Origin of the sequence: Enterococcus rotai (assembly GCF_001465345.1) — a bacterium.
Lineage (GTDB): Bacteria > Bacillota > Bacilli > Lactobacillales > Enterococcaceae > Enterococcus_L > Enterococcus_L rotai.
This window is the reverse complement of record NZ_CP013655.1, coordinates 592714-617532: the sequence shown is the minus strand read 5'-3', so window position 1 is coordinate 617532 and position 24819 is coordinate 592714. Positions and strand designations below refer to the sequence as shown.

At 37.1% G+C, this 24819-nt stretch carries 18 protein-coding genes; 17 read left to right on the top strand and 1 reads right to left on the bottom strand.

Features of this window, described 5'->3' with window-relative positions; all coding sequences use genetic code 11:
* Positions 1-65 precede the first annotated feature (65 nt).
* Positions 66-1406 carry a metallophosphoesterase gene (locus tag ATZ35_RS02890; protein ID WP_208929451.1) on the top strand — a complete coding sequence of 447 codons (1341 nt, stop codon included), beginning with the start codon at positions 66-68 and terminating at the stop codon, positions 1404-1406.
* A 266-nt stretch (positions 1407-1672) separates the two neighbouring features.
* Complete coding sequence (locus tag ATZ35_RS02885) at positions 1673-2281, top strand: DUF2057 domain-containing protein (protein WP_208929450.1); 609 nt, start codon at positions 1673-1675, stop codon at positions 2279-2281.
* An 86-nt stretch (positions 2282-2367) separates the two neighbouring features.
* Here ATZ35_RS02885 and ATZ35_RS16915 read toward each other — a convergent pair whose 3' ends face one another.
* Positions 2368-2649: a Mu transposase C-terminal domain-containing protein gene (locus tag ATZ35_RS16915; RefSeq protein WP_354017226.1), complete on the bottom strand. Its 282-nt coding sequence runs from the start codon at positions 2647-2649 to the stop codon at positions 2368-2370.
* Positions 2650-3312: 663 nt separating this feature from the next.
* Here ATZ35_RS16915 and ATZ35_RS02880 point away from each other — a divergent pair.
* The 15 genes from ATZ35_RS02880 to ATZ35_RS02810 all read left to right on the top strand — a co-directional run bounded on the left by ATZ35_RS02880 (position 3313) and on the right by ATZ35_RS02810 (position 24818).
* Positions 3313-4044 carry a GntR family transcriptional regulator gene (locus ATZ35_RS02880; RefSeq protein WP_086278287.1) on the top strand — a complete coding sequence of 244 codons (732 nt, stop codon included), beginning with the start codon at positions 3313-3315 and terminating at the stop codon, positions 4042-4044.
* 11 nt (positions 4045-4055) lie between these two features.
* Positions 4056-5228, top strand: a complete 1173-nt coding sequence (locus ATZ35_RS02875; protein WP_208929449.1) for an AgaS family sugar isomerase — start codon at positions 4056-4058, stop codon at positions 5226-5228.
* Between the two features lie 22 nt (positions 5229-5250).
* Positions 5251-6246, top strand: a complete 996-nt coding sequence (lacD, locus tag ATZ35_RS02870; protein ID WP_208929448.1) for a tagatose-bisphosphate aldolase — start codon at positions 5251-5253, stop codon at positions 6244-6246.
* Positions 6247-6261: 15 nt separating this feature from the next.
* Entirely contained in the window at positions 6262-7209 is a 948-nt protein-coding gene (gene lacC / locus ATZ35_RS02865; RefSeq protein WP_208929447.1) for a tagatose-6-phosphate kinase, read from the top strand.
* 124 nt (positions 7210-7333) lie between these two features.
* Positions 7334-9118, top strand: a complete 1785-nt coding sequence (locus ATZ35_RS02860) for a glycoside hydrolase family 35 protein (RefSeq protein ID WP_502496020.1) — start codon at positions 7334-7336, stop codon at positions 9116-9118.
* Complete coding sequence (locus tag ATZ35_RS02855) at positions 9115-9594, top strand: PTS sugar transporter subunit IIB (protein ID WP_208929445.1); 480 nt, start codon at positions 9115-9117, stop codon at positions 9592-9594. Before ATZ35_RS02860 ends, ATZ35_RS02855 begins: the two co-directional genes overlap by 4 nt.
* 13 nt (positions 9595-9607) lie before the next feature.
* Positions 9608-10507: a PTS mannose/fructose/sorbose/N-acetylgalactosamine transporter subunit IIC gene (locus ATZ35_RS02850; RefSeq protein ID WP_208929444.1), complete on the top strand. Its 900-nt coding sequence runs from the start codon at positions 9608-9610 to the stop codon at positions 10505-10507.
* Positions 10494-11303, top strand: a complete 810-nt coding sequence (locus ATZ35_RS02845) for a PTS system mannose/fructose/sorbose family transporter subunit IID (protein WP_208929443.1) — start codon at positions 10494-10496, stop codon at positions 11301-11303. Before ATZ35_RS02850 ends, ATZ35_RS02845 begins: the two co-directional genes overlap by 14 nt.
* A gap of 19 nt (positions 11304-11322) precedes the next feature.
* Positions 11323-11730 (top strand): PTS sugar transporter subunit IIA, encoded by a 408-nt coding sequence (locus tag ATZ35_RS02840; RefSeq protein WP_208929442.1) that lies wholly within the window; start codon positions 11323-11325, stop codon positions 11728-11730.
* 150 nt (positions 11731-11880) lie between these two features.
* On the top strand, positions 11881-15855 hold the full coding sequence (locus ATZ35_RS02835; RefSeq protein WP_208929441.1) for an endo-alpha-N-acetylgalactosaminidase family protein: 3975 nt from the start codon (positions 11881-11883) through the stop codon (positions 15853-15855).
* Positions 15856-16623: 768 nt separating this feature from the next.
* On the top strand, positions 16624-17001 hold the full coding sequence (locus tag ATZ35_RS02830) for an OsmC family protein (protein ID WP_208929440.1): 378 nt from the start codon (positions 16624-16626) through the stop codon (positions 16999-17001).
* Positions 17002-17040: 39 nt separating this feature from the next.
* Positions 17041-18681, top strand: coding sequence for a peptide ABC transporter substrate-binding protein (locus tag ATZ35_RS02825; protein WP_208929439.1), 1641 nt, complete (start codon positions 17041-17043; stop codon positions 18679-18681).
* 187 nt (positions 18682-18868) lie between these two features.
* A complete protein-coding gene (locus ATZ35_RS02820; protein ID WP_208929438.1) occupies positions 18869-20833 on the top strand; it encodes a heavy metal translocating P-type ATPase in 1965 nt (654 codons plus the stop codon).
* Between the two features lie 1014 nt (positions 20834-21847).
* On the top strand, positions 21848-22999 hold the full coding sequence (locus tag ATZ35_RS02815) for a coiled-coil domain-containing protein (protein ID WP_208929437.1): 1152 nt from the start codon (positions 21848-21850) through the stop codon (positions 22997-22999).
* 19 nt (positions 23000-23018) lie between these two features.
* A complete protein-coding gene (locus ATZ35_RS02810; protein WP_208929436.1) occupies positions 23019-24818 on the top strand; it encodes a glucosaminidase domain-containing protein in 1800 nt (599 codons plus the stop codon).
* Position 24819: the final 1 nt, after the last annotated feature.

The following is a 24819-nucleotide window of genomic DNA, read 5'->3' as shown; positions in this document are numbered from 1 at the left end:
TGAGAGCTTTTTTGCCTAGAAAAGCATAGAATAGACTGGAATGGATTAGAATGGGGAATGGAACAATGAAAAAAGTAATCGGTTTGATTATTGGTGCTGTCGTGGTGATAGCGCTAGCCTTAAATTATTTTGGTGAGAGTAAAGAAAAAACAGTGAAACCATTAATGGAAAAAGAAACTATTGAATTTTGGGTCGTGAGTGATCCGCATTATCTCGATAAAAGTTTGACTGATTCGGGTTCTGCCTATCAAAATATCAAGCAGACTGCAGCAGGTAAAGAGTTGGATTATCAAGAAGAGAGCTGGCAAGCATTTATCGACAAAGCGATAGAACAAAAACCTGATATGCTGATCATTACTGGTGATTTGACCTTAAATGGGGAAAAAGCTAGCGCAGAAAAACTGGCAGAATTACTTAAACAATTAACCGATAAAGGGATCAACGCTTTTGTCATCCCAGGCAATCATGATATCAATGATGGATGGGCAAGAAAATTCGTTGGCGCTAAACAAGAGAAAACAGAAGCCATATCAATTGCTGATTTTAAAGAAATATTTGCAGAAAATGGCTATCAAAATGCAACGAGTTATGATAAACACTCATTGAGTTATTCTGTAGCCGTGAATCCAGCGTATAATTTTCTGTTTCTTGATTCTAATATTTATCCTGACGATAACCAACCTCAAACAAGACCTGCAACAGGGGGAACGATTCGTGGCAAAACGATGAGTTGGGTCAAACAACAATTAGCAGAAGCAAAGCAAACAAATAAAAAGACGCTTGTCTTTTTACACCATAATATTTATGCTCATAACAAATTATTATCCAGCGGCTTTGTCCTTAATAATGCGGACGAGTTCAAACAACTCTTGGCAGAATATCAAGTACCCGTTGTCTTTTCAGGACACATCCATGCACAAGATATCATGACAGAAACGGTCGAGAATGACCGCTTGACTGAAATTGTCTCTGGTTCATTTTCAATCACACCGCAAAGCTATGGTATAGTCAAATTGAGTAAAGATTCATTCGAGTATCGAAAGAAAGAAAATGACGTAGATACATGGGCACGAGAAAAAAATATCACAACCCCGCAAGTTAGAAACTACCAAGAATATATCAAAAATATTTTTATGGAGGATGGCGAACGGCTAGCCTATGCTCAACTAATCGATAGTGGTATGACGAATGAAGCACAAATGGATATAGCGGCTGAGTTTGTGGGAACAGTAAATATCCGCTTCTTCTCTGGAAATGATTACAGTTCAGAGGAAGAAGTTGAAAAACTTAAGCAAGAAAAAGGCTATCAGATCATTGCAGAGAATAGCAAGTTTTTGAAAGAATACATTGATTCGATCATTCAAGATACAAATGAAGAGGACAATCGATTGAATAAATCTTTTTAAATAATCTAGAAGAGGGCAAGATAAAAGTGTTTAGATTCGAGAACCAAGTCCTTCTATTCTAAGTGTCTTCAGCACCTAGAGATTGATGAAATCGGAACGTAGTGTAGTGGGCACTGTGTAATATCGACTCGGACCTCGCTATGTTTTATAGCAATAAGAAGGAGTTGCTTTTTCTTCGCCGTTTATTCGAAGTTAGAGAGGTAAGCGCTGGCTAAGCTTAATATTATAAATAGAGAATATATACGATTTAAGGAGGAATAGCTATATTGAAAATACAAAAGTATATTTTTATGGTATGTACTATTGTTTTTTTTGTAATAACAGGATGTAGTGATCAGAGACAGTTGGAAGAATATAGAACTAAACTATCTAGTGTAGAGGAGGAAATAAAAAAAGAACAGCTAGTAGAAAACCACGATTTGGCTACAGAAAAAAAAGAATATGGTATTAATGAACAAGTTGTCATAACAAAAGCCAATCAGCCATTAGTTGCATTTACTATTACAAAAGCAAGTAGTAGTTTGGGTAACCTTAGAAAAGATGTAACATATTCTGATGAAGTTAAACATGCAGTAATGATTAGTGTGAAATATGAAAATATAAATTATCCTGATACCTATGATATGAGCTGGACTCTTCTGAGTAACTCAAAAATAACCGACAGTAACAAGGATGTAGTAAATTCAGGGGGGATAGAAAACGATAAAGATATAAATAAAGGTGAAACAAATACTATGACATTTTCTGTCAAAACTAAAGAGCTAGCAAGTAAAGTTGATTATCTTACATTTAAGTACTACTATCCTCAAAGCTTATTGAGAGGAAACTATTCTGAAAAAGATTTTTTAATAATCAAGGTACCAGTTGAACATTGATTGAAAAATCATTTGGTTAGAAATTGTTATTTGCTCACTCGTTTAAATAAATAGAAATGAATTAAAATTGAACAGTATGATAGACTTCAGTAAAAAATGGATCTATCTGGAGAAGGTAGTAGTTTTCTAGCGTCAATTTTGAATGAAAAGCTATTGTAGACTATAATAAATATAGGCCTAGTGTCTGACTTTAAAAGCACGAAAAGTATCATGATGACAATCATGATACTTTTTCGTTTTTCCATCGTTTCTCCGAAAAATGCAGCTAAATTGGATTGGATATACTTCAAGCCAAATAAATGAATTCCGTCAGAATGTAGAACACGTTCCTTTTCGAATTCTAATAGTAGTAAGTCAAGATTTTCCATAGAATCTCGCATATTTGGTAAAAAATCTAGTCTGTTCCACATGTCAATTGGATTTTATGTGGTTGTTCCATGAATTCTGTAATGGTAAGTATTCAGCAACCAATCATTAGATGCTATCAGGGGGGACATTTGGATTTCAATCCACAGTGACTGCGTTTCATTTCTACATCTAATTGCGCATGATCAGCATTATAAATCAAATTTTAAGGAACTCGTTGCAACGCAAGATAAATTGTTGGATGGCTAACCCCTATTTTATCGCCTATTTCCTGAATACTCATGTTGTCATAAACCACCGTCACTATACACTTTCGAGTATCTCATTTAAGTTTCTTATGTGAACCCATCAAAATCAATCCTAGTAGTTTGCTATCCTAAACTCATTTTACTAGAAAATTTTGATGGGTTCATTGTTGCAATTACTATTACAACTCAGCATATAAATAAGCTAACTGGTATTACATTTAAGGGAGTTTTTTTACAAAAAATGGTTTCTAAATTAAAAAAAGTTATTTTTTTTTTAAGTGTCAAGGTCTATAAATGTTGTTATGACAAAGATAAATAGATATGGAAATATTTCTTATTCCTTTTTATTGACAAACAAAAAAAAACCACCGTAATATTGGCTTGTGGTTATAACCAGTTAAAATAAAGGAGAAACTTATGGAAAATGCCTTTAAAAACAAAGCTTTGTATCATCAACTTGTTGATTTACTGCAGGAACGAATCGAAACAGTCATGATTCCCCATGACAAGTTGCCCTCTGAACGTGAATTAACTGCGCAATATGGGGTAAGTCGGACGACGGTCCGGTTAGCGCTACAAGAACTAGAAAATAGAGGTTCCATCTATCGTCGTCATGGCAAAGGAACATTTGTTTCAGATATAAAAAAAGAGGCCGCTGATTTAGCTGGCGCATATAGTTTTACAGAACAAATGAAGAGTCTTGGTCGAAAACCACACACTCGCATCTTATCGTTTGAAAAATTGGAAGCGGATAAATTTATTTGTCAGCATCTCAACCTTTCGTTAGGAGAAGCAGTATTTAAATTAAGTCGATTACGGATTGCTGATAGAGAGCCTTTAATGGTAGAAGACACTTATTTGCCAGTGAAATTTTTCTTATCACTCACAGATCAATTATTGCGTAGCAAACCATTATATGACCTGTTTTCGGAAGATTTTAATCAAACCATTCGTTTAGCAGATGAAGAGTTATACGCGAGTATCGCTTCGAAAGAAGATGCGAAACTATTGATGATTCCAGAAGGAGCACCAGTACTCCATTTAGCACGACAGACGTATAACATGAAAAATGAAATTATTGAATTTACCTTGAGTGTGGCGCGAGCAGATCAGTTTCATTATCAGATACGCCATATTCGGAATAGTTAGGAGAGTTAAGTATGTTTACAGCAGAAAAAGAAGAACTAGAACAGCTAGGAGCGGAAATTACTACCCGTGAAATTCGTCAGCAACCAGAGCTTTGGCAAGAGACCGTGACACTTTATCGTAAAAATCAAGTCATTTTGGAAAACTTTTTAAAAGAAGTCCAATCCAAAGCAGAAGGAAAACGTACAAGAGTCATTTTTACAGGAGCAGGAACTTCCCAATATGTAGGCGATACCGTTGTTCCTTATTTACGAGCACATGGGAACACACAGGCGTTTACATTTGAAAGTATCGGGACAACAGATATTGTTTCCAAACCAGAAGATTATCTGATTAAAGAAGAACCAACGTTGTTAGTTTCGCTTGCTAGAAGTGGGAATAGTCCTGAAAGCTTAACTGCAGTGGAAGTAGCAAATCAAGTAGTTGAGACGATTCATCATTTAGCCATTACTTGCGCAGAAGAAGGACTATTGGCACAACGGAGTCAAAAAGAAGATAATAGCTTTTTATTCTTAATGCCGACACGTTCAAATGATGGTGGTTTTGCGATGACTGGTAGTTTTTCTTGCATGACCTTGGGTACATTACTACTCTTTGATCAAACAGCCTTCGAACAAAAACAAGAATATGTAAGCGTTTTGATGGAATTGGGTGAAGAAGTTTTATCCCGTGAAGAAGAGTTGAACAAAATTGTTAATCTTGGTTTTGAGCGAATTGTTTATGTTGGTTCTGGAAGTTTAGCTGGTTTGGCAAGAGAAGCTCAACTGAAAATTTTAGAATTAACGGCAGGAAAAGTCGCAACAATTTTTGACTCATCAATGGGCTTCCGTCATGGTCCGAAATCATTTATTAATGAAAAAACAGTTATGTTTGGTTTTGTTAATAATGCGCCTTACACAAGAGATTATGATTTGGACATTTTAGAAGAAGTTCACAGTGACGAAATAGTGGCTGGCGTCTTTGCGATTGCTCAACCTGGAAAACGTAATTTCTCAGGTTCAACCATTGAATATTCAGCGGAAACAGTTTTATTACCAGATGGCTATTTAGCATTAGCAGATATCGTGGTAGCACAAACAGTCGCACTTTTAACATCTATTAAAGTGGGAAATAAACCGGATACCCCTTCACCGACAGGTACAGTGAATCGTGTGGTTAAAGGAGTAACGATTTATGACTATAAATGATAAGACATTTGGAGGAGAAACTATGCTTACGTTAACGGCTGGAAAAAAAGCGGCAATGGATAGTTTATCAACGCAGGAAGGAATCATTAGCGCGTTAGCCATTGATCAACGAGGTGCCTTGAAAAAAATGCTCAAAGCACTCGATGTAGAGCCAACAGATGCACAAATTGAAACGTTTAAAGAATTAGTCTCGAAAGAATTGACACCTTATGCGTCCGCAATTTTATTGGATCCAGAATATGGGTTGCCTGCTGCAAAAGCACGCGATACCGAGGCTGGATTGTTACTCGCTTACGAAAAAACGGGATATGATGCAACGACTCCGGGACGGTTGCCCGATTTACTAGCAGACTGGTCTGTTCTACGCTTGAAAGAAGAAGGCGCAGATGCTATTAAGTTTCTACTATACTATGACGTGGATGAGGATCCAGAAATTAATCATCAAAAACACGTGTTTATTGAACGCTTAGGTAGTGAATGTGCAGAAGAAGACCTACCATTTTACTTGGAATTACTTTCTTATGATGCACAAATAGCAGAAGCTACTTCTTTAGAATATGCAAAAGTTAAGCCGCATAAAGTGAATGAAATGATGAAAGAATTTTCCAAACCACAATATAAAGTAGATGTATTGAAAGTGGAAGTTCCAGTTAATATGAATTTTGTAGAAGGTTTTGCGACGGGTGAAACAGCATATACAAAAGAGGAAGCGGCTAATTATTTCTTAGAACAAAGTCAAGCCACTCATTTACCATTTATTTTTTTAAGTGCCGGTGTTTCAACTGCTTTATTCCAAGAAACACTACGTTTTGCTAAAGAAGCAGGTTCAACATTTAATGGTGTTTTATGTGGCCGTGCAACTTGGAAAAATGGGGTGAAACCTTTTGTTGGAGCAGGTGAAACCGCAGCGTGTGATTGGTTGAAAACAGAAGGAAGAGAAAACATTGAAAGCTTAAATGAAGTCATCGCAGCAACCGCCAGCTCTTGGCATGCGAAAGTTCAAGTAAACGAAAGGTAATTGGGAGGAATAGCTGTGATAGTAACAGTAACGATGAATCCGTCAATTGACATCTCCTACCTATTAGATCATCTAAATCTTGATACCGTTAACCGGACCAGTCAGGTAACGAAAACACCTGGTGGTAAAGGATTAAATGTCACTCGTGTCATTCATGATTTGGGTGGAGATGTAACAGCTACTGGTGTTCTCGGTGGTTTTCATGGGGCTTTTATTGCTAGCGAATTAAAGAAAGCAAACATCCCCCAAGCATTTACATCAATCAAAGAAGAAACGCGTGATTCAATTGCTATTTTACATGAGGGCAATCAAACTGAAATTTTAGAAGCTGGGCCGACTGTTTCCCAAGAAGAAATAACCGCCTTCCTTGAAAATTTCGATCAATTAATTAAGCAAGCAGAAATTGTCACAATTTCTGGAAGTTTAGCCAAAGGATTACCACAACATTTTTATCAAGAATTAGTTCAAAAAGCACAAACACAAGAGGTTAGAGTGTTACTAGATACGTCTGGTGAAAGTTTAAGGCAAGTTCTTCAAGGTCCATGGAAACCGTATCTGATTAAACCCAACTTAGAGGAACTCGAAGGATTGCTAGAGCAAAATTTTTCAGAAAATCCATTAACAGCTGTGCAAAAGGCCTTAACAAACCCAATGTTTGCTGGAATTGAATGGATTGTCGTGTCTTTAGGAAAAGAAGGGGCAATTGCCAAACATCACGATCAGTTTTACCGTGTAAAAATTCCGACGATTCAAGCAATGAACCCTGTTGGTTCAGGAGATGCAACCATTGCTGGTTTCGCATATGGCCTGGCCAACAATGCATCAGCCTCTGAACTCTTAAAATGGGGGATGGCTGCTGGAATGGCCAATGCCCAAGAAAGAATGACAGGGCATGTGAACGTAGAGAACGTGAGCAAACATATTATGAACATACAAGTAGTCGAAATTGAGGCTGGGACATAACTCTACGAGTTACATCCAATCCTCAAGGAATCCGAATAAACGGTGGGATCCGAAGGAGTTAAACACTTCTGTCCCAACCTCAATTAACCAACAATTGAAAGCGTTTGCCAGAAAGGGTGGGAATGTGGACAGATTTGAAATTAAAGAGGAGTTTCTTTTAAATGGTCAACCGTTCAAAATTTTATCAGGAGCTATTCATTATTTTCGTGTAGCCCCCTCAGATTGGTATCATTCACTTTATAACTTGAAAGCTTTGGGCTTCAATACAGTTGAGACATATGTACCATGGAATTTACATGAACCGCAAAAAGGGATATTTCATTTTGACGGAATATTAGATTTGGAGCGCTTTTTAAACCTAGCACAAGACCTTGGGCTATATGCGATTGTGCGGCCTTCTCCTTATATTTGTGCAGAATGGGAATTTGGTGGTTTTCCAGCATGGTTATTAAATGAATCAGGAAGGATGCGTTCGAATAATCCAACCTATCTGAAGCATGTTGCAGAGTATTATGATGTTTTAATGGAAAAAATTGTTCCTCATCAACTTGCTAACGGTGGCAATATTCTAATGATTCAAATCGAAAACGAATACGGTTCATTTGGCGAAGAAAAAGCGTATTTACGGGCGGTTCGTGATTTGATGATTGCGCGTGGAGTGACAGCACCATTTTTCACTTCTGATGGGCCGTGGCGCGCAACACTGCGAGCCGGCAGCATGATTGAAGATGATATTTTAGTAACAGGGAATTTTGGCTCAAAAGCCAAAGAAAACTTTTGCATGATGCAAGCATTTTTTGAAGAACATGGCAAAAAATGGCCGTTAATGTGTATGGAATTTTGGGATGGCTGGTTTAATCGTTGGAAAGAGCCAATTATTAAACGAGATCCGCAAGAACTAGCTGAATCGGTTAGAGAAGCGTTAGCATTAGGCAGCATCAACTTGTATATGTTTCATGGGGGGACCAATTTTGGCTTTATGAATGGTTGCTCCGCACGGGGAACAATTGATTTACCGCAAATCACTTCCTATGACTATGATGCACCACTTGATGAACAAGGGAATCCAACAGAAAAGTATTTTGCGTTACAAAAAATGCTTCACGAGGAATACCCCACATTGCTACAAGCTGAGCCATTAGTTAAAGAATCTTTTGAGCAAAAGTCAATTCCTTTAACAAACAAAGTGAATTTGTTTGCAACCTTAGAAACGATTAGTCAGCCAGTAGTCAGCGTTTATCCGCAAACAATGGAACAACTAGGACAAAATACCGGCTATCTTCTTTACCGAACAAGCATTGAAAAAGATGCCGCAGAAGAAAAGTTAAGAGTGATTGATGGTCGTGATCGTCTACAATTATTTGTCAATCAGACACTTCAAGCAACGCAATATCAAACGGAAATCGGCGAAGATATTTACGTCACACTTCCGCAAGAGCGTAATCAAATCGATGTTTTAATGGAAAATATGGGTCGCGTCAATTACGGACATAAACTATTTGCAGATACTCAGAAAAAAGGGATTCGAACAGGTGTCATGGCGGATTTACATTTTATTACTCAATGGCAGCAGTATTGTTTACCCATGACAAGCTGTGAACAGGTGGATTACTCAAAAGAATGGCAACCTGATCAACCGAGTTTTTACCAATATCATGTGGAGTTAGCAGAAATCAAAGATACATTTATTGATGTTTCTAAATTCGGCAAAGGGATTGTTTTTGTTAACCAAACCAATCTTGGTCGTTTCTGGAATGTTGGCCCAACGCTTTCCTTATATATTCCCAAAGGATTATTAAAAGAAGGAAAAAATGAGATCGTCATTTTTGAAACAGAAGGAACATACCAACCAGAAATTCAGTTAGTAAAAGAACCGCTATATAAAGAAATGAAAGAGGGATTACAATGAGTATTATTGGTGTAAGAATTGATGGACGTTTGATTCATGGACAAGTAGCAAATTTATGGACGACAAAATTGAATATTTCCAGAATTATGGTCGTTGATGATGAGGTTGCAGGGAATGCAATTGAAAAAAGTGGGTTAAAATTAGCAACACCTGCTGGCGTGAAATTAAGCGTGCTACCAGTTGAAAAAGCTGCTCAAAATATTTTAGCAGGAAAATATGATTCACAACGTTTACTAATTGTGGTGCGTAAACCAGATCGTTTATTAAAACTAGTAGAACTTGGAGCACCAATTAAAGAAATCAATGTTGGTAACATGTCTCAAACAAACGAAACACGGTCGATTACTAAGTCGATCAATGTGGTCGATCAAGATATTGAGGTCTTTAAAGAGTTAAATGATAAAGGCGTCCATCTGATTGCTCAAATGGTGCCAAGTGACAAAGCGGAAGACTTTATGAGTTTGATAACAAAATAGGAGGAAACAAAAAATGAATATCTTATGGTGGCAGATCTTATTATTAACATTATACGCAGGATACCAAATTTTAGATGAATTACAAATTTATTCTTCATTAAGTGCGCCAGTGTTTGCAGGTCTATTTGCAGGATTAGTGATGGGGGATATTAAAGCAGGACTTATTATTGGTGGAAGTATGCAATTAACCGTTTTGGGAGTTGGAACTTTCGGAGGTGCTTCAAAAATTGATGCCAACTCAGGAACTATTCTTGCCACAGCATTTTCCATTTCTTTAGGAATGAATCCAGAACAAGCAATTGCTGCTATTGCAGTACCAGTTGCTAGTTTAATGATTCAATTAGATATTTTGGCTCGTTTTGCGAATACCTACTTTGCACATCGAATTGATAAAATGGTCGAAGATATGAACTACAAAGGGATTGAACGTAACTTCTTAATGGGTGCGTTACCATGGTCTCTTTCTCGGATGATTCCTGTCTTCTTAGCACTTGCTTTTGGCGGTGGCTTAGTAGAAAAAGTCGTATCTGTCTTAAATGGCGATTTAAAATGGTTAGGTGATGGTTTGTCTGTTGCAGGGGCGGTCTTACCAGCTGTTGGTTTTGCGATTTTACTACGTTACTTACCAGTGAAAAAACATTTCCCTTATTTAATTCTTGGTTTCATTGTAACTGCTTTACTAGGAACAGTCTTTACAAACATGCAACTTTTGGGAACGTCTGTTGCTAGTGTTGTGAAAGACTTCAGTGGTGTATTTAACGCACTACCAATGTTAGCAGTCGCTTTAATTGGTTTCGCTTTAGCCGCAATTAGCTACAAAAATGGTCAAATGATTCCGAGTGGACCAGCGGCCAAAAAAGAAAATACAGCGAATAATTCAGACGAAGGAGAGATTGAAGATGACGAAATCTAATTATAAATTGACGAAAGAAGATTTTAAACAAATTAATCGCAGAAGCTTGTTTACTTTCCAATTAGGTTGGAACTACGAAAGAATGCAAGGATCAGGATACTTGTACACGATTTTGCCACAATTACGTAAAATTTATGGGGATGATACGCCTGAATTAAAAGAAGTTATGAACACACACACGCAATTTTTCAATACCTCAAACTTCTTTAATACGATTATCACAGGGATCGATTTGGCTATTGAAGAAAAAGAAGGGATTGCTGGAAAACAAACAGTTTCAGGTTTGAAAACTGGTTTAATGGGACCATTTGCGGCAATTGGCGATTCAATTTTTGCGGCGTTAATTCCAACAATTTTTGGAGCCTTAGCTGCTAATATGGCAATTAACGGTAACCCAACCGGAATCTTTATCTGGATTGTTGCACAAATTGCTGTCATGGTCTTCCGTTGGAAACAATTGGAATTTGCGTATCGAGAAGGAATTTCTTTAGTAACAACCATGCAACATCGTTTAACTGCCTTAACAGATGCGGCAACTTTACTGGGTGTCTTCATGGTTGGAGCTTTAGTGGCAACTATGGTTAATGTGAAATTTTCATGGGCACCAAGTATTGGGGACGTAACACTTAACATGCAAAATAACTTGGATATGATTTTACCACGTCTACTTCCAGCAGGAATTGTCGGTGGCGTTTATTGGATGTTAGGCAAAAAGAATATGACGTCAACTAAAGCAATTTTTATTGTATTAATTGTCTGTGTCGCATTCTCTGCTTTAGGTGTTATTTCAAAATAATTAAAACAGGAGAAAATCGATGAGTGAATATTTAGTTTTAGTAAGTCATGGTCGTTTTTGTGAAGAATTAAAAAAAAGTGCGGAAATGATTATGGGACCGCAAGAAACAATTACCACAGTTGCTTTATTACCGGAAGAAGGAGAAGCCGACTTTTTAGAAAAATTTGAAGCGATTACGGAATCGTTGGAGAATTTTGTTGTCTTTGCTGATCTATTAGGGGGAACACCTTGTAATATTTTATCAAAAAAAATCATGCAAGGTGCTTCGTTTGACTTATATACTGGGATGAATTTACCGATGGTTATCAGCTATGTGAATGCAAATTTATTAGCAATAGAAGGTGACTATATCAAGGAATCAGCGGAAAGTATTGTGAAAGTCAACGAGTTGCTGCTAAATACCTCAGTAGATGATGAAGATGAATAATTCTGATTTGTAGTCACAATTTATCAATTTTTTTAGAGAATGGTCTAGAGACGGGCATTCAAAAAATAAAAGAATTTATTTTTTGAACGCCCCTTTGATTGTTATGATTAAAAGCGTGTTCAAAAAAATGCTAGGGGGCCGATTTATCTGATGAAACATGGAAAAGTGAAACGATTTAGTATATTGACACTATTGGCAAGCGCAACGATTTTAGTACCATTAAGTACATCTGCAGAAGAAACAACAAGCAGTAGCACTGAAACGACAACATCGATGGTTGAACCTGCCGCAACAGAAGAGAAATTGTGGCAATCTGATTTTCCAGGTGGGAAAATTGGGAAGTGGCAAGACGTGATTGGCAAAATAAATCGGCAATTAGCTGGAAAGTCATTGGCGATTTCACGAGATGCTGCAGCAGGCAATAATGCTGTATCCTTAAATTTAGATTCACCTAAATTAGCTGATGGGGAAGTAGAGACAAGGTTTAAATACACTGCTGGAAGTGGTCGGACCGGTGTGATTATTCGTGGGAATGCCAAGGATAGCTGGGTCTTTGTAGGCTATAATGATAACGGCAAATGGTTGGTTGAAAGTCCTAATTCATGGAATGATTCGATCTCTGGACCAACGTTGAATGAGGATACGAATTATTTGTTAAAAGTGCGCTATGTCGGTGAAAAAATTACTATCTGGCTAAATACCACGTTGGTTTACGAAGGAGAACCCGTTTTGGCAAATGGTGCGAAGATTCCAACAGAAGCCGGACATATGGGTGTCCGCTTATGGTATGACAAAAAAATTGTCAATTATGACTATTTTAAAAATGGACCTGTGGATAGTATTCCAGAAATTGTGCCAGAAGTGACGCAAATTGCTCCAGTCAAAGTTTTTACAAAAACTGGTGTCGCACCAAAATTACCTAAACAAGTTAAAGTGACCTATAACACAGGCAAAGAAACCAATGAAGCAGTAAGTTGGGACGACATCAATCCTGATGCATACAAAGAACCAGGGACTTTTGAAGTCGATGGCACTGTGGAAAGCACGAGCGTGAAAGCAAAAGCCAGCGTTGTTGTTGCTAAAGACAATGAAGCAGAAAAAGGTGATAAAATCTCTTCTGCAGATTTAACAGCAGTGGTTGATCCACAATTTCCACGAATTATTCGATACGAAGACCCTCAGGATAATCAAGTAATTTTTCATGGACAGCACAAGCAAATTGACCAAGTGATGATTGATGGCAAAGCGTATAAAGCTACTGCTAAAAAACAAAAGAGTGAAGCGGATCAAGCAATTTATGACGTTGCAGTACCAGAAATTGGTCTGCGTTTTACGACGACATTAACCGTTTCAGATGGACAAGAATTGGCTATGAAACTATCAGATATTCGTGAAGAAGGAACAAAAATACACACAATTTCTATTCCAAATCATGGCTTGGTTTCTGTTAATAGTACGGATGAAGGAGCGACATTTGCTGGTGTCGTGATGAATACTGGGACAAACGAAAATAATGGAAATAAAAATGGTGATACCATTCAAGATTTAACTACGGCAAGTCAAGAAGAAACGAAAAAATATATGTATGGTTTCTTAAATACAGCGAACTATGCTGCAAGTTTCTGGACAAACGCTTATGGAGATGGGTCTGTCGATGGTAGCGACAACAATCGAATCCATAAACAAACAAAAGAATCGGAGTCTGGCTATGTAACAACCTTGTCAAGTGGTGCATGGACTTACCGACCATTTGATGCGCCAGAGGATTACACGACTGGAGAAACGCCAGAAGTGAAAGTTAAATTCTCGAAAGATAGCAACGACGACAGTCAAGTGGATTGGCAAGATGCGGCGATTGGTTTTCGTTCGATTATGAATAATCCAATTGGTGCTGAAAAAGTACCTGAGTTAGTCAATCAGCGTATTCCTTTTAACTTTGCCAGTCAGGCTACAAATCCATTCTTGGTGACGTTAGACGAATCAAAACGCATTTACAACTTAACAGATGGATTAGGACAAATGAATTTACTAAAAGGGTATCAAAATGAAGGGCACGATTCTGCACATCCAGATTACGGAGCTATTGGACAGCGACCTGGTGGGGAACAAGCGTTGAATCAATTAATTGATGAAGGCCATAAATTAAATGCAGTTTTCGGTGTGCATATTAATGACACAGAATCTTATCCAGAAGCAAAAGCATTTAATGAAGAATTAGTTGATCCGACGAAACGTGGCTGGGATTGGTTGGATCCATCCTACTTTATTAAACAAAGACCAGATGCATTGAGTGGTCGTCGGTATGATCGCTTTAAAGAATTAAAACAAAAAGCACCGAATCTAGATTACATTTATGTCGATGTCTGGGGGAATCAAGGCGAATCAGGTTGGGCGAGTCGTCAACTAAGTAAAGAAATTAATTCTCTAGGTTGGTTTACAACCAATGAATTTCCAAGTTCTATAGAGTATGATTCAGTTTGGAACCATTGGTCTGCAGAAAAAGATTATGGTGGTACAACTACGAAAGGATTTAACAGTACTATCGTTCGCTTTATTCGGAATCACCAAAAAGATACTTGGATCATTTCCGACAACCCCTTATTAGGCGGTGCCGAATTTGAAGCCTATGAAGGTTGGGTGGGTAAAACCAATTTTAATTCCTATCGCCAAAAAACTTTTGCAATTAATGTCCCAACTAAGTTCTTACAACACTACCAAATTACCAACTGGGAAACAACAACAGCAGAAGATGGGCAAATCTATGGCACAATTAAATTGGCGAACGGTGCTGAAAAAGTCACCGTTACTCAAGCAGATGCCAATTCACCAAGAAGCATTACGTTAAATGATACAGAAGTGCTAAAAGGTGATGCGTATCTACTGCCTTGGAATGTCAATGGTCAAGACAAACTGTATCATTGGAATCCAAAAGGTGGTATCAGCACTTGGTCATTAGATAATAAAATGCGAGGGAAAGCGAATTTACATTTATATGAATTAACTGATCAAGGTCGTATCGATAAAGGCGCAATTACAACTACGAATAACCAAGTCACCATCCAAGCAGAGGCCAATACACCGTATGTGATTGCTGAACCTGATAGTATTGAACCGATGACATTTGGGACAGGAACACCATTTAAAGATCCTGGATTTAATGAAGCCAATACCTTGAAAAATAACTGGAAAGTTTTCCGAGGCGATGGTGTGGTTGTGAAAGATGCAAACGGTGATTATGTCTTTAGTTCAGAAAAAGAAAGAACAGAAATCAAACAAGACATCAACATTCCTAAACCAGGAAAATATAGTTTGTATCTAAAAACAGAAACACATGATCGAAAAGCCACAGTAACTGTTAAAATTGGTGGTAAGAAATATACGCGGACAGTTGACGATTCAGTTGCCCGAAACTATATTCAGGCAGATATTAACCACACAAGTAGTAAAAATCCGCAGTATATGCAAAATATGCGAATTGATTTCGAAATTCCAGATAATGCCAAAAAAGGGTCGGTTACATTAGCGGTTGACAAAGGCAATTCCGTTACAAAATTTGATGATTTACGGATTGTTGAGCGTCAAACCGATATCATGAACCCAGACAAAAAAACAGTAATTAAGCAAGATTTTGAAGACACACAAGCAGTCGGTTTATATCCGTTTGTTAAAGGTTCAGCTGGTGGTGTAGAAGATCCACGGATTCATTTGTCAGAAAGAAATGAACCTTACACACAATATGGCTGGAATGGGAATCTTGTATCAGATGTATTAGAAGGCAATTGGTCATTGAAAGCCCACAAACAAGGTGCGGGCTTAATGCTTCAAACAATTCCGCAAAATATTAAATTTGAACCTAACAAGAAATATACGGTTCAATTCGATTATCAAACAGATGCTGATAATGTCTTTTCTGCCGGAACGATTAACGGTGAATTTAAAAACAATAACGACTTCAAACCAATCGGTAAGTTGACTTCTACGGTAGCAGATGGTCAAACCAAGCATTATGAAGCAGAAATAATCGGGGATGCTTCAGGAAATACCACATTCGGTATTTTTACAACAGGCGCTGCTAAAGATTTCATTATGGATGACTTTACTGTAACCGTTGAATCGAAAAAATAAGTCAACCTGATTTTGATCCTAGTAATTTGATAAAAATCAACATAAGGAACTTGGACTATAAGTAGTTTTGGCTTATAGTCCAAGTTTTTAGGTTCTTTGTATAGTGAGCTGTCAATTTCTTTTTAAATGGTGTTTTTTTTTTACCCTGATAAATGGCAGATAGGGAAATCACTCATTATTTAGCTTGAATTAAGTGTACAGAAAATAACTATTTTCTATACACTTCTTTTTTCTGCACTCTTCTCCACGATTTTTGGCTGTTCAATAGAGTCGCTGATAATATAAATTTAGAATAGAGGCTTTATCAGTCCTATTTTGTTCAACAGAATTCATTCGTTAAGTGAATATTTAGAATCTGATACAAGCACGTTGAGTCAGACGCTCTTAAACATACGATTCCCAAAAGCCATCCTTTTTGGGAATCTATTACCTTCCTCATCCCACGCATGATCATACCTTCCGATGATACGTGCATAATTTGATAAATGAGAATTATGTGAGACATAACGGTAACACGTAACATCATCACAAGCTATTGCGTCACTTGATTCGTCAGCTGACGTATAAACAAGTGTTTCTTCTTCATTTTTACAAATATAGAAAATGATTAAGTCGTTTGTTTTATCTATTTTTCTTCATCTTATTGATAGCTTTTCGCTATCATACCCACTATTTAACTATTATCAGTTTGCTAGGTTTTGTACTATCATAGTAAGATAAAGAAAACGCTATAAAATAGAGAAACAAATAAGCAAAGGAGTAGAGAAAATGGAATTGATTTCAAGTGAAAAGGGCTTTGAATTAGTGCATCAAAATGGAAATTGGTTATTAAAAAAAGAACTGGGTTTTTCACCAGTTGAAATGTTAGTCGCATCGATTGGGGCATGTGGTGCGTATGTTTATGAAAAAATATTGACCAATTCGCACATCGATTTCACGATCGAGCAGGTCGAAATTTCTTATGAACGAGCAGAAGAAAAACAAGCGAAACCTTTAAGCCGTGTTGACATCACTTTTTCAATTCAAGTAGCTGAAGAAGCCCAAGGCAAGGCAGAACGAGCGCTTAAATTGATTGGGAAAAATTGTCCAGTCATGCAATCGCTAGATCCAGCAATAGCTGTTGTTGAAAAGGTTATCTTTGTTTAGTTACTGTTGTTTCTTACGTCTTTTATCAGGAGGAATAGGATGAAAAAGTTTTTCGTAATCAGTGCATTGGCACTTTTACTTTTTGTAACAGGGTGTAATTCAGTGGGCAAAACGGAATCAAATGAATCAAAAAAAGCAATCGTCCATTTTACTGAACCAGCAGAATTACTAACATTAGATACGACACAAGAAGAAGATTTTACGAGCTTTAACGCTCAAAACCAAGTATTGGAAGGACTTTATCAATTAAATGAAAAAGATGAAGCAATCCCAGCGGTAGCCAAAGCTTTACCAGAAATCAGTGAGGACAAACAAACGTATACGATTTCTTTAAGAGAAGAAGCAAAATGGTCGAATGGTAAACCAGTTACAGCAGCTGATTTTCTTTATGCATGGAGACGTGCAGTTACGCCAGGAACTGCCCCGTCCTATGCGAGTCTGTTCGTTTCCTCAATTAAAAATGCTGATGCTATTTACCAAGGAAAAATGAAACCAGAAGAATTAGGCGTGGAAGCACCAGATGAGCATACGCTAGTCATTCAGTTGATCAAGCCAATTCCCTACTTTACTTCACTGTTGACGTTTGAAACATTTTTCCCAATCAACCAAGCCTTTGCCGAAACACAAGGCAGTGATTATGGAACATCGGCTAAAACCACGCTGTATAATGGACCATTTGTTTTAGAAGGCTGGGAACAAAACGCTGATACGTGGAAATACGTCAAAAATCCTGACTATTGGGATAATAAAAATGTCAAAGTCGATGAAATTCAAACAACGGTTGTTAAATCAACTAGTACCGCTGTTAACTTATATCAAACGGATGAACTTGATCGGGTGGTATTAGACGGTGAATTCTCAAAACAATATAAAAACGACCCAGATTTTCAAAATCAAAATGATACAAAAATGGGGTACCTTCGTTTCAACCAAGGAACTGGGAAAGCGTTGGCAAACCTAAACTTGCGTAAAGCAATTGCTTTAGCCATTGACCGTGAGACCTTTGTCAAAAACATCTTAGGCGATGGTTCAATTGCAGCGGAAGGGTTTGTGCCACAACATTTTGTGCAAAATCCGAAGACAGGGGAAGATTTCCGTAAAGAAAACGGCGTTCAGCAAACGTTCGATAAAACTGCGGCGCAAAAGGCTTATACAGAAGCGAAAAAAGAGCTGAACAAAGACGAGATCACGTTAGTTTATTTGAGTAAAGATACTGATACAGAGAAAAAAACAGCGGAATATTTAGCAAGTCAAATAGCTGAAGTTTTGCCGGGGATAAAATTTGAAATCACCACATTACCAAGCAATAACTTACAGGAGCGCTATTTAGCCGGTGACTATGATATTGCGTTTGGTCAATGGATGCCAGATTTCAAAGACGCCAGTACGTTTTTAGATATGTTTGCTTCAACATCGGGGTTAAACCATGTGAACTATAAAAATCCAACCTACGATCAATTGATTCAAGCAGCCTCTGAGACAGATGCGGCGAATGAAGAAAAAAGATGGTCGGATCTATTGCAGGCAGAACAGCTTTTACTTGCTGAAGATTATACGATCGCGCCGATCTATCAACAGCAAACAGCTTTGCTGCAAAAGAAACAGATCAGTGGCGTGGTGAAACATGCCTTTGGTTCACCCTATAGTTTCAAGTATATTCAAGTAGAAGAAGCAAAATAAAGTCAAAACTAGAGCAACGCGGAATAGGCGTTGCTCTAGTTCTTTTTTGTATGTAAAAAAATATATATTTTCGCTTGACATATGAATATATGTTCATGTATTATAAGTATATGATATATGAACGGATATTCATTTGAAAGGAAAAGTGTATCTTTTCAGAAAACAACCAAAAAGGAGGAAACATAAAATGGAAACAACAAAAGCGCACGATCACACCTGTTCAAGCGGAAAAGACCATGAGCACAATCATGATCATGAAGGCAGTCACGGACACAGTCACAGTCATGGAAAATCTCCTGTCGTTTTATTTTTTACAGGATTAGCAATCTTTATCATCGCATTTTTTATCACTGAGGGCTCGCTGCTCCAAAATATTCTATTTGTCAGTGCCATGCTATTATCGGGTTACCACATTATTTTAGAAGGTATTGTTGATACGCTCAGTGAATCAAAAGAACAAAGAAAATTTGTTCCAAACGTTCACATCTTAATGACCTTAGCAGCTTTCGGAGCGACGATCATCGGAAATTATGAAGAGGGGGCTTTGCTGATCATTATATTTGCAGCAGCTCATTTCCTTGAAGAATATGCTGAAGGTCGTAGTAAAAGAGAAATTACCAATCTACTTAAAATGAATCCGACTGAAGCGCGTTTGATCCAAGCGGATGGTAGCGTGAAGACAGTCGATGTCGTCACTTTGAAAATCGGTGATAAACTACAAGTTTTGAATGGCGATCAAATTGCTACTGATGGAGTCATTCTATCAGGGCGTACCTCAATCGATGAGTCTTCGATCAATGGTGAAAGTATTCCACGAGAAAAAACAGTCGGTGATGAAGTCTTCGGTAGTACAATCAATGGAACAGGTACATTTACTATGGAAGTGACCAAAGACAGCAGTGATACAGTCTTTGCCAAAATTCTTCAATTAGTCAATCAGTCTCAATCAAATTTGTCGAAAACAGCTACTAAAATCCAAAAATTAGAACCTTATTATGTAACGATCGTCTTGATTTTAGTCCCAATTTTTATTGCAGTAGGTCCATTTATATTTAATTGGTCATGGAACGAGAGCTTTTATCGCGGTATGGTGTTCTTGATATCCGCTTCACCTTGTGCGCTTGCAGCCAGTGCTGTACCAGCCACACTATCAGGTATTTCCAACCTAGCTAAACGAGGTGTTTTATTCAAAGGTGGTTCTTATCTAGCAAACCTAGCGACCATTAAATCAGTCGCTTTTGATAAAACAGGGACTTTGACGAAAGGGAAACCATCTGTCACTGATTTCTATTTCTTAACAGATACGGCACAAATGACAGAACAAACCTGTATCGATTTAATTGTTGCGATGGAAAAAACAGCGAACCATCCTCTAGCAAATGCGATTTTAGACAGATTCAAAGCAGGTACAGAACTAAGCTTAAACGTCGAAAATGAAATCGGTAAAGGACTAGTTACTGAATATCAAGGAGATACGTATCAAATTGGTAAACCAGAAATTTTCAGCTTAGTTAAAACTCAAATCAATGCTCATAATGAACAATACGCTAAAGAAGGAAAAACAGTGGTCTACTTTGCGAAGAACAATGAAGTGATTGGTTTGATCGCAATGATGGATGTACCAAATGAAAATGCTAAAACGGTCATTAGTTATTTGAAAGCTCAAGGAATTCATACCACGATGATTACTGGTGATGCCGAATTAACTGGACAAGCAGTCGGACGTCAAATCGGAATCGATGAAGTTGTGGGGAATGTTTTACCGGAAAATAAAGCAGCGATCATTAAAGACCAACAAGCTCGTTTTGGCAATGTGGCGATGTTAGGGGATGGAGTTAATGATGCACCAGCTCTAGTAACAGCGGATATCGGTGTTGCGATGGGTGATGGAACAGATATTGCCATTGATGTAGCAGATGCTGTTTTGATGAACAATGATTTAACGAAATTCAGTTACGCCCATAAAATCTCCAAGCGCTTAGACCGTGTCGTTTGGCAAAATATCATTTTCTCAATGTTCATTGTAGTTCTCTTGATTACATTAAATATTCTTGGGAAAATGGATATTACGATCGGTGTGATCGCCCATGAAGGAAGTACGTTATTGGTTATTCTGAATGGCTTACGTTTACTGATCCCTTCAAAAGAGTAGCAAAAAAAGAGCGAAACAAAACTGATTTTTAGTTTTGTTTCGCTCTTTTTTGAATAGTATAACTGTACTTCTACTTTAGATTAGACTGCCAACTGAATAGTGAAACATGAACATTAAAATAGTGTAAAAATAAACGATTCCTTTACAATTAGAAATTTATCACCAAAAATCGGTAAAATCATTCATAATTTCAAATAATTAGAGCTCATTTTTTGTAAATACTCATCATTCTCACAAAAAAAGTAATAAATTGCTGAAAAAAATACGTAGTGTGTTTTTTCGTTTTTTGATGAAATTAATAACAAATAAAAAAAGATGTTTTATTATATAAAAAAAATATAATGTTCGGTTTAGCAAATGTTGAAATTCGGTTTCAGACGTAATAATTGCTTAATCTATTGGAGGAGAGTTCTATGTTTATCGGCTAACAAAAAGAGGGGAGTTTGGTGAAACGTTCATTATACAAAGGATATAATCGGAAAATCGGGAGGAGGTCAAGTACTTTAAGCCCTAAAATGAGTAGCTTGTTAAATATGTTTCATTTTATTTAATCATTTGTAATTTTTAATGTTTAAATAAAAATAATAATCGGTTTCAACGTGTTGAAATCATAAAAAAACATATATTAAATTTGTTATAAATCTGTTTTTTTGCTAAAAACAATAATGAACTATTTTAGTTTCGCAAAAATAGAACGAAAGCGTGAATTCAGTTTGTTTGTTTGCTTAATATCTGATAAAATGTAAGGAAGTAGGTATGTTTTAGACCACTCTTTTTTGGCAACTAGAATGGTTGTCAAAATTGTTCGTCGTGGTTAGACAAACAAGTAGGTTATTGCAACTTGAAAAATACCTAGAAGTGAAATTGGTTATTTTTATAGATAAAAAATTACGGCACTCGTCACTATAGTTATATACATAGAGAGACAGTTCAAATAATTCACTTAAGATCCATTGTACACTAAAAATAATCAATAAAAGAGATAGCCCTATTTTTGTAGAAGGACGTGAGCATATGCTAAAGATTTTTGGAAAAGGTAAAAAAAGAAAAAAATACGAAGATTACGATGAGTATGATGACGAAGATTACGATGATGAAGAGTACGATGATGACGAAGATTATGACGACGAAGACTACGACGATGATGATGAAGATTATGATGACGACGAAGACTACGACGATGATGAAGATTATGATGACGACGAAGACTACGACGACGATGATGAAGATTATGATGACGACGAAGACTACGACGATGATGATGAAGATTATGATGACGACGAAGACTATGACGATGATGATGACGAAGAATCTCGTTCACTATTTTCACGCAAAAAGAAAAAACCGGCTCCTGCGCCAGCGAGAAAGCCAAGACCAAAGAAAAAGAGACCGCCTGTCAATGAAGTTATCGATGATGATGAGTTAGAGGAACTACAAGAAGAAAATGAACAACTTCAAAGTGAACTTCGCGAATTAAAAGCAGAGTTACGCAAGAATAAGAGAGAGAACACTCAATTACAAAATCAATTAGAAGCGGCTCGTGAAACAAACGATTCATTGGAAAATGAATTATCGATGGTACAAGCCGTACCAAAAGACTACGATGCTCGTATGGCCGAACTTGAACAAGTAAAAAGCAAATACAACAGCTTGTTACGTGATAGTAATCGTCAGATTGATGAGACTGATTTGAACCGTAAAAAAGCAGAGCGCTTTGCTAACAAAATCAGACAGTATGAGCAAGAGCTATTGGCGAAACAAGAAGAAATCGACAAACTTTCAGAAGACCGGATCGTGATCATGGCATCTGATACACCAACCGATACAGGTGCTTATGAAGAGTTGGCAAAAGTCCGTCAGGAATTAGAAGAAACGAAACGTCAATTAGCACAAAAAATGATCGATGTCGACCAACAATTAACGAAAGAAGATATCGGTGAAGTTTTATTAGAGGCGAAGAGACAAGCAAAAGAAATCGTCAATCAAGCAAACCATCGTGCACAACTAATCAATGAAGAAACCAAGAAAAAAGCAGGTGTCTTAAAACGCTTAGAACGTGCTGAACAAGAATATCAAAATTATTATAAACGCATCAAAGATGTTAAGGAAGAATCAGAACAAGCATTCAACCAAATCATCAATTTGGTGAAAGAAGATACTGATTAATAGAAAGAGAGGACACAGAATGAAAAAGAGAAATCTAAATAGTAAAAAATTAAGACTATTGAGTGTGGGATTGCTTACTTCAAGTGCTGTCCTTTCTGTTAGCGATGTTCAACCAATTGTTGCGAAAGAAATCAATGACAAAGCAACTTCAAGCTCCGAAGAACAAGAGCAAGTAGCAATTTTATCTTCAACTAAGGAACATGAAACAACAGAAAGTACAGTAGAAGGAATAGAAACCAGTTCTACTACCGAAAATAGTGCAGATTCTTCTTCAAGCACAGAGTCAACTGAAGAATCTAGCAGTGATTCGACAAGTTCATCAGATGACACTAGCTCTACACAAGATACAACGGAATCGACAAGTACATCTGAATCGTCGACATCAACCACAGATTCGTCAACTAGTACTTCAACTAGTACAACAAGCAGTTCTAGTACCAGTACAACGAATTCAACAACAAAACCGTCAAAACCAAAACCAAGCAAACCGAAACCAAAACCAAATAAGCCAAACAAACCAACACCTAATCAACCAGCACCACCTGTTCAAGGACCAATTCAACAGCCAAGTGCACCAGCACCGCAGCCAAGTAGACCAAGTACTGGAACGGTAACTGGAAGTAATACTGGTGGTACTTCTACTGGATCAGATCAGGTATTTCATATCAGTCCTAATCTAACTACGAAAAGTTTTGTTAAGGTAATCGGTGAAGATGCCCGCACGATTGCTGGAGAGAATAATTTATATGCATCAGTGATGATTGCGCAAGCGATTTTAGAAAGTGCTTCAGGAAACAGTGCATTAGCTTCTGCGCCAAACTATAATCTATTTGGTATCAAAGGAAGCTATGAAGGTTCTAGTGCTAATTTTCTAACGAGTGAAGATAATGGCTCTGGAAGTATGTTCACGATTCGTTCGAATTTTAGAAAGTATCCATCATATAAAGAGTCACTAGGGGATTATGTGAAACTTCTTAGAGGTGGTACAGATTCCAGCAGTGCTTTTTATAGTGGGACTTGGAAAACCAATACGAAATCGTATAAAGATGCAACGAAGTTTTTAACGGGTCGTTATGCGACAGATACTAGCTACAATTCAAAATTAAACGGCTTGATCGATGCGTATAATTTAACACAATATGATACATTAAAAGATAAAAAAAATACCAAAAAAGCGAAGAAAATTACATTAAATACATCTTTTGATAAGTTAGAAAAGAAAGACGATCAACTGGATCAAAAAATTGAATACCTTACACATATCGTTAAAAAAGGTGAATCACTTAAATCGATCAGTGAGTTGTACAATATTTCTACGTTAGCTATTTTAGAAAAAAATCAATTAGATCGTCGTATGTTATTTATCGGTCAAAAATTGAGTGTACCAAAACAAGAGGAAAAAACGACTGTAGTGCCAAAAGAAGATGCAGTAGACCGTTCATTGGACATGGTTCAAAAATTATCTAACGCATTTTCAAACCAAGAAACAACTAAATCTACGGCTAAAAAAGACTCAAATAAAAAAGAATCAAAAACAGCGTCAGCTAAAAAGACAACAAATACAACGAAGCAAACAAACTCAACAAAAGAAACAAGTGAAACAACGTCTACAAAAGAATCAAAAGATTATCAAGTAAGTGCAACGCGTAAGAAGACAAAAGAAACGTATGAAGTGAAAAAAGGCGATACTTTAGCAAGTATATCTAAAAAGACAGGGATCTCTGTGTGGTCGTTAAAAGAGTGGAACGACCTAGATCAATACTTTTTAACTGAAGGACAACAGCTTATTCTAGCGCCAGTTTATGAACTTCAATCATAAA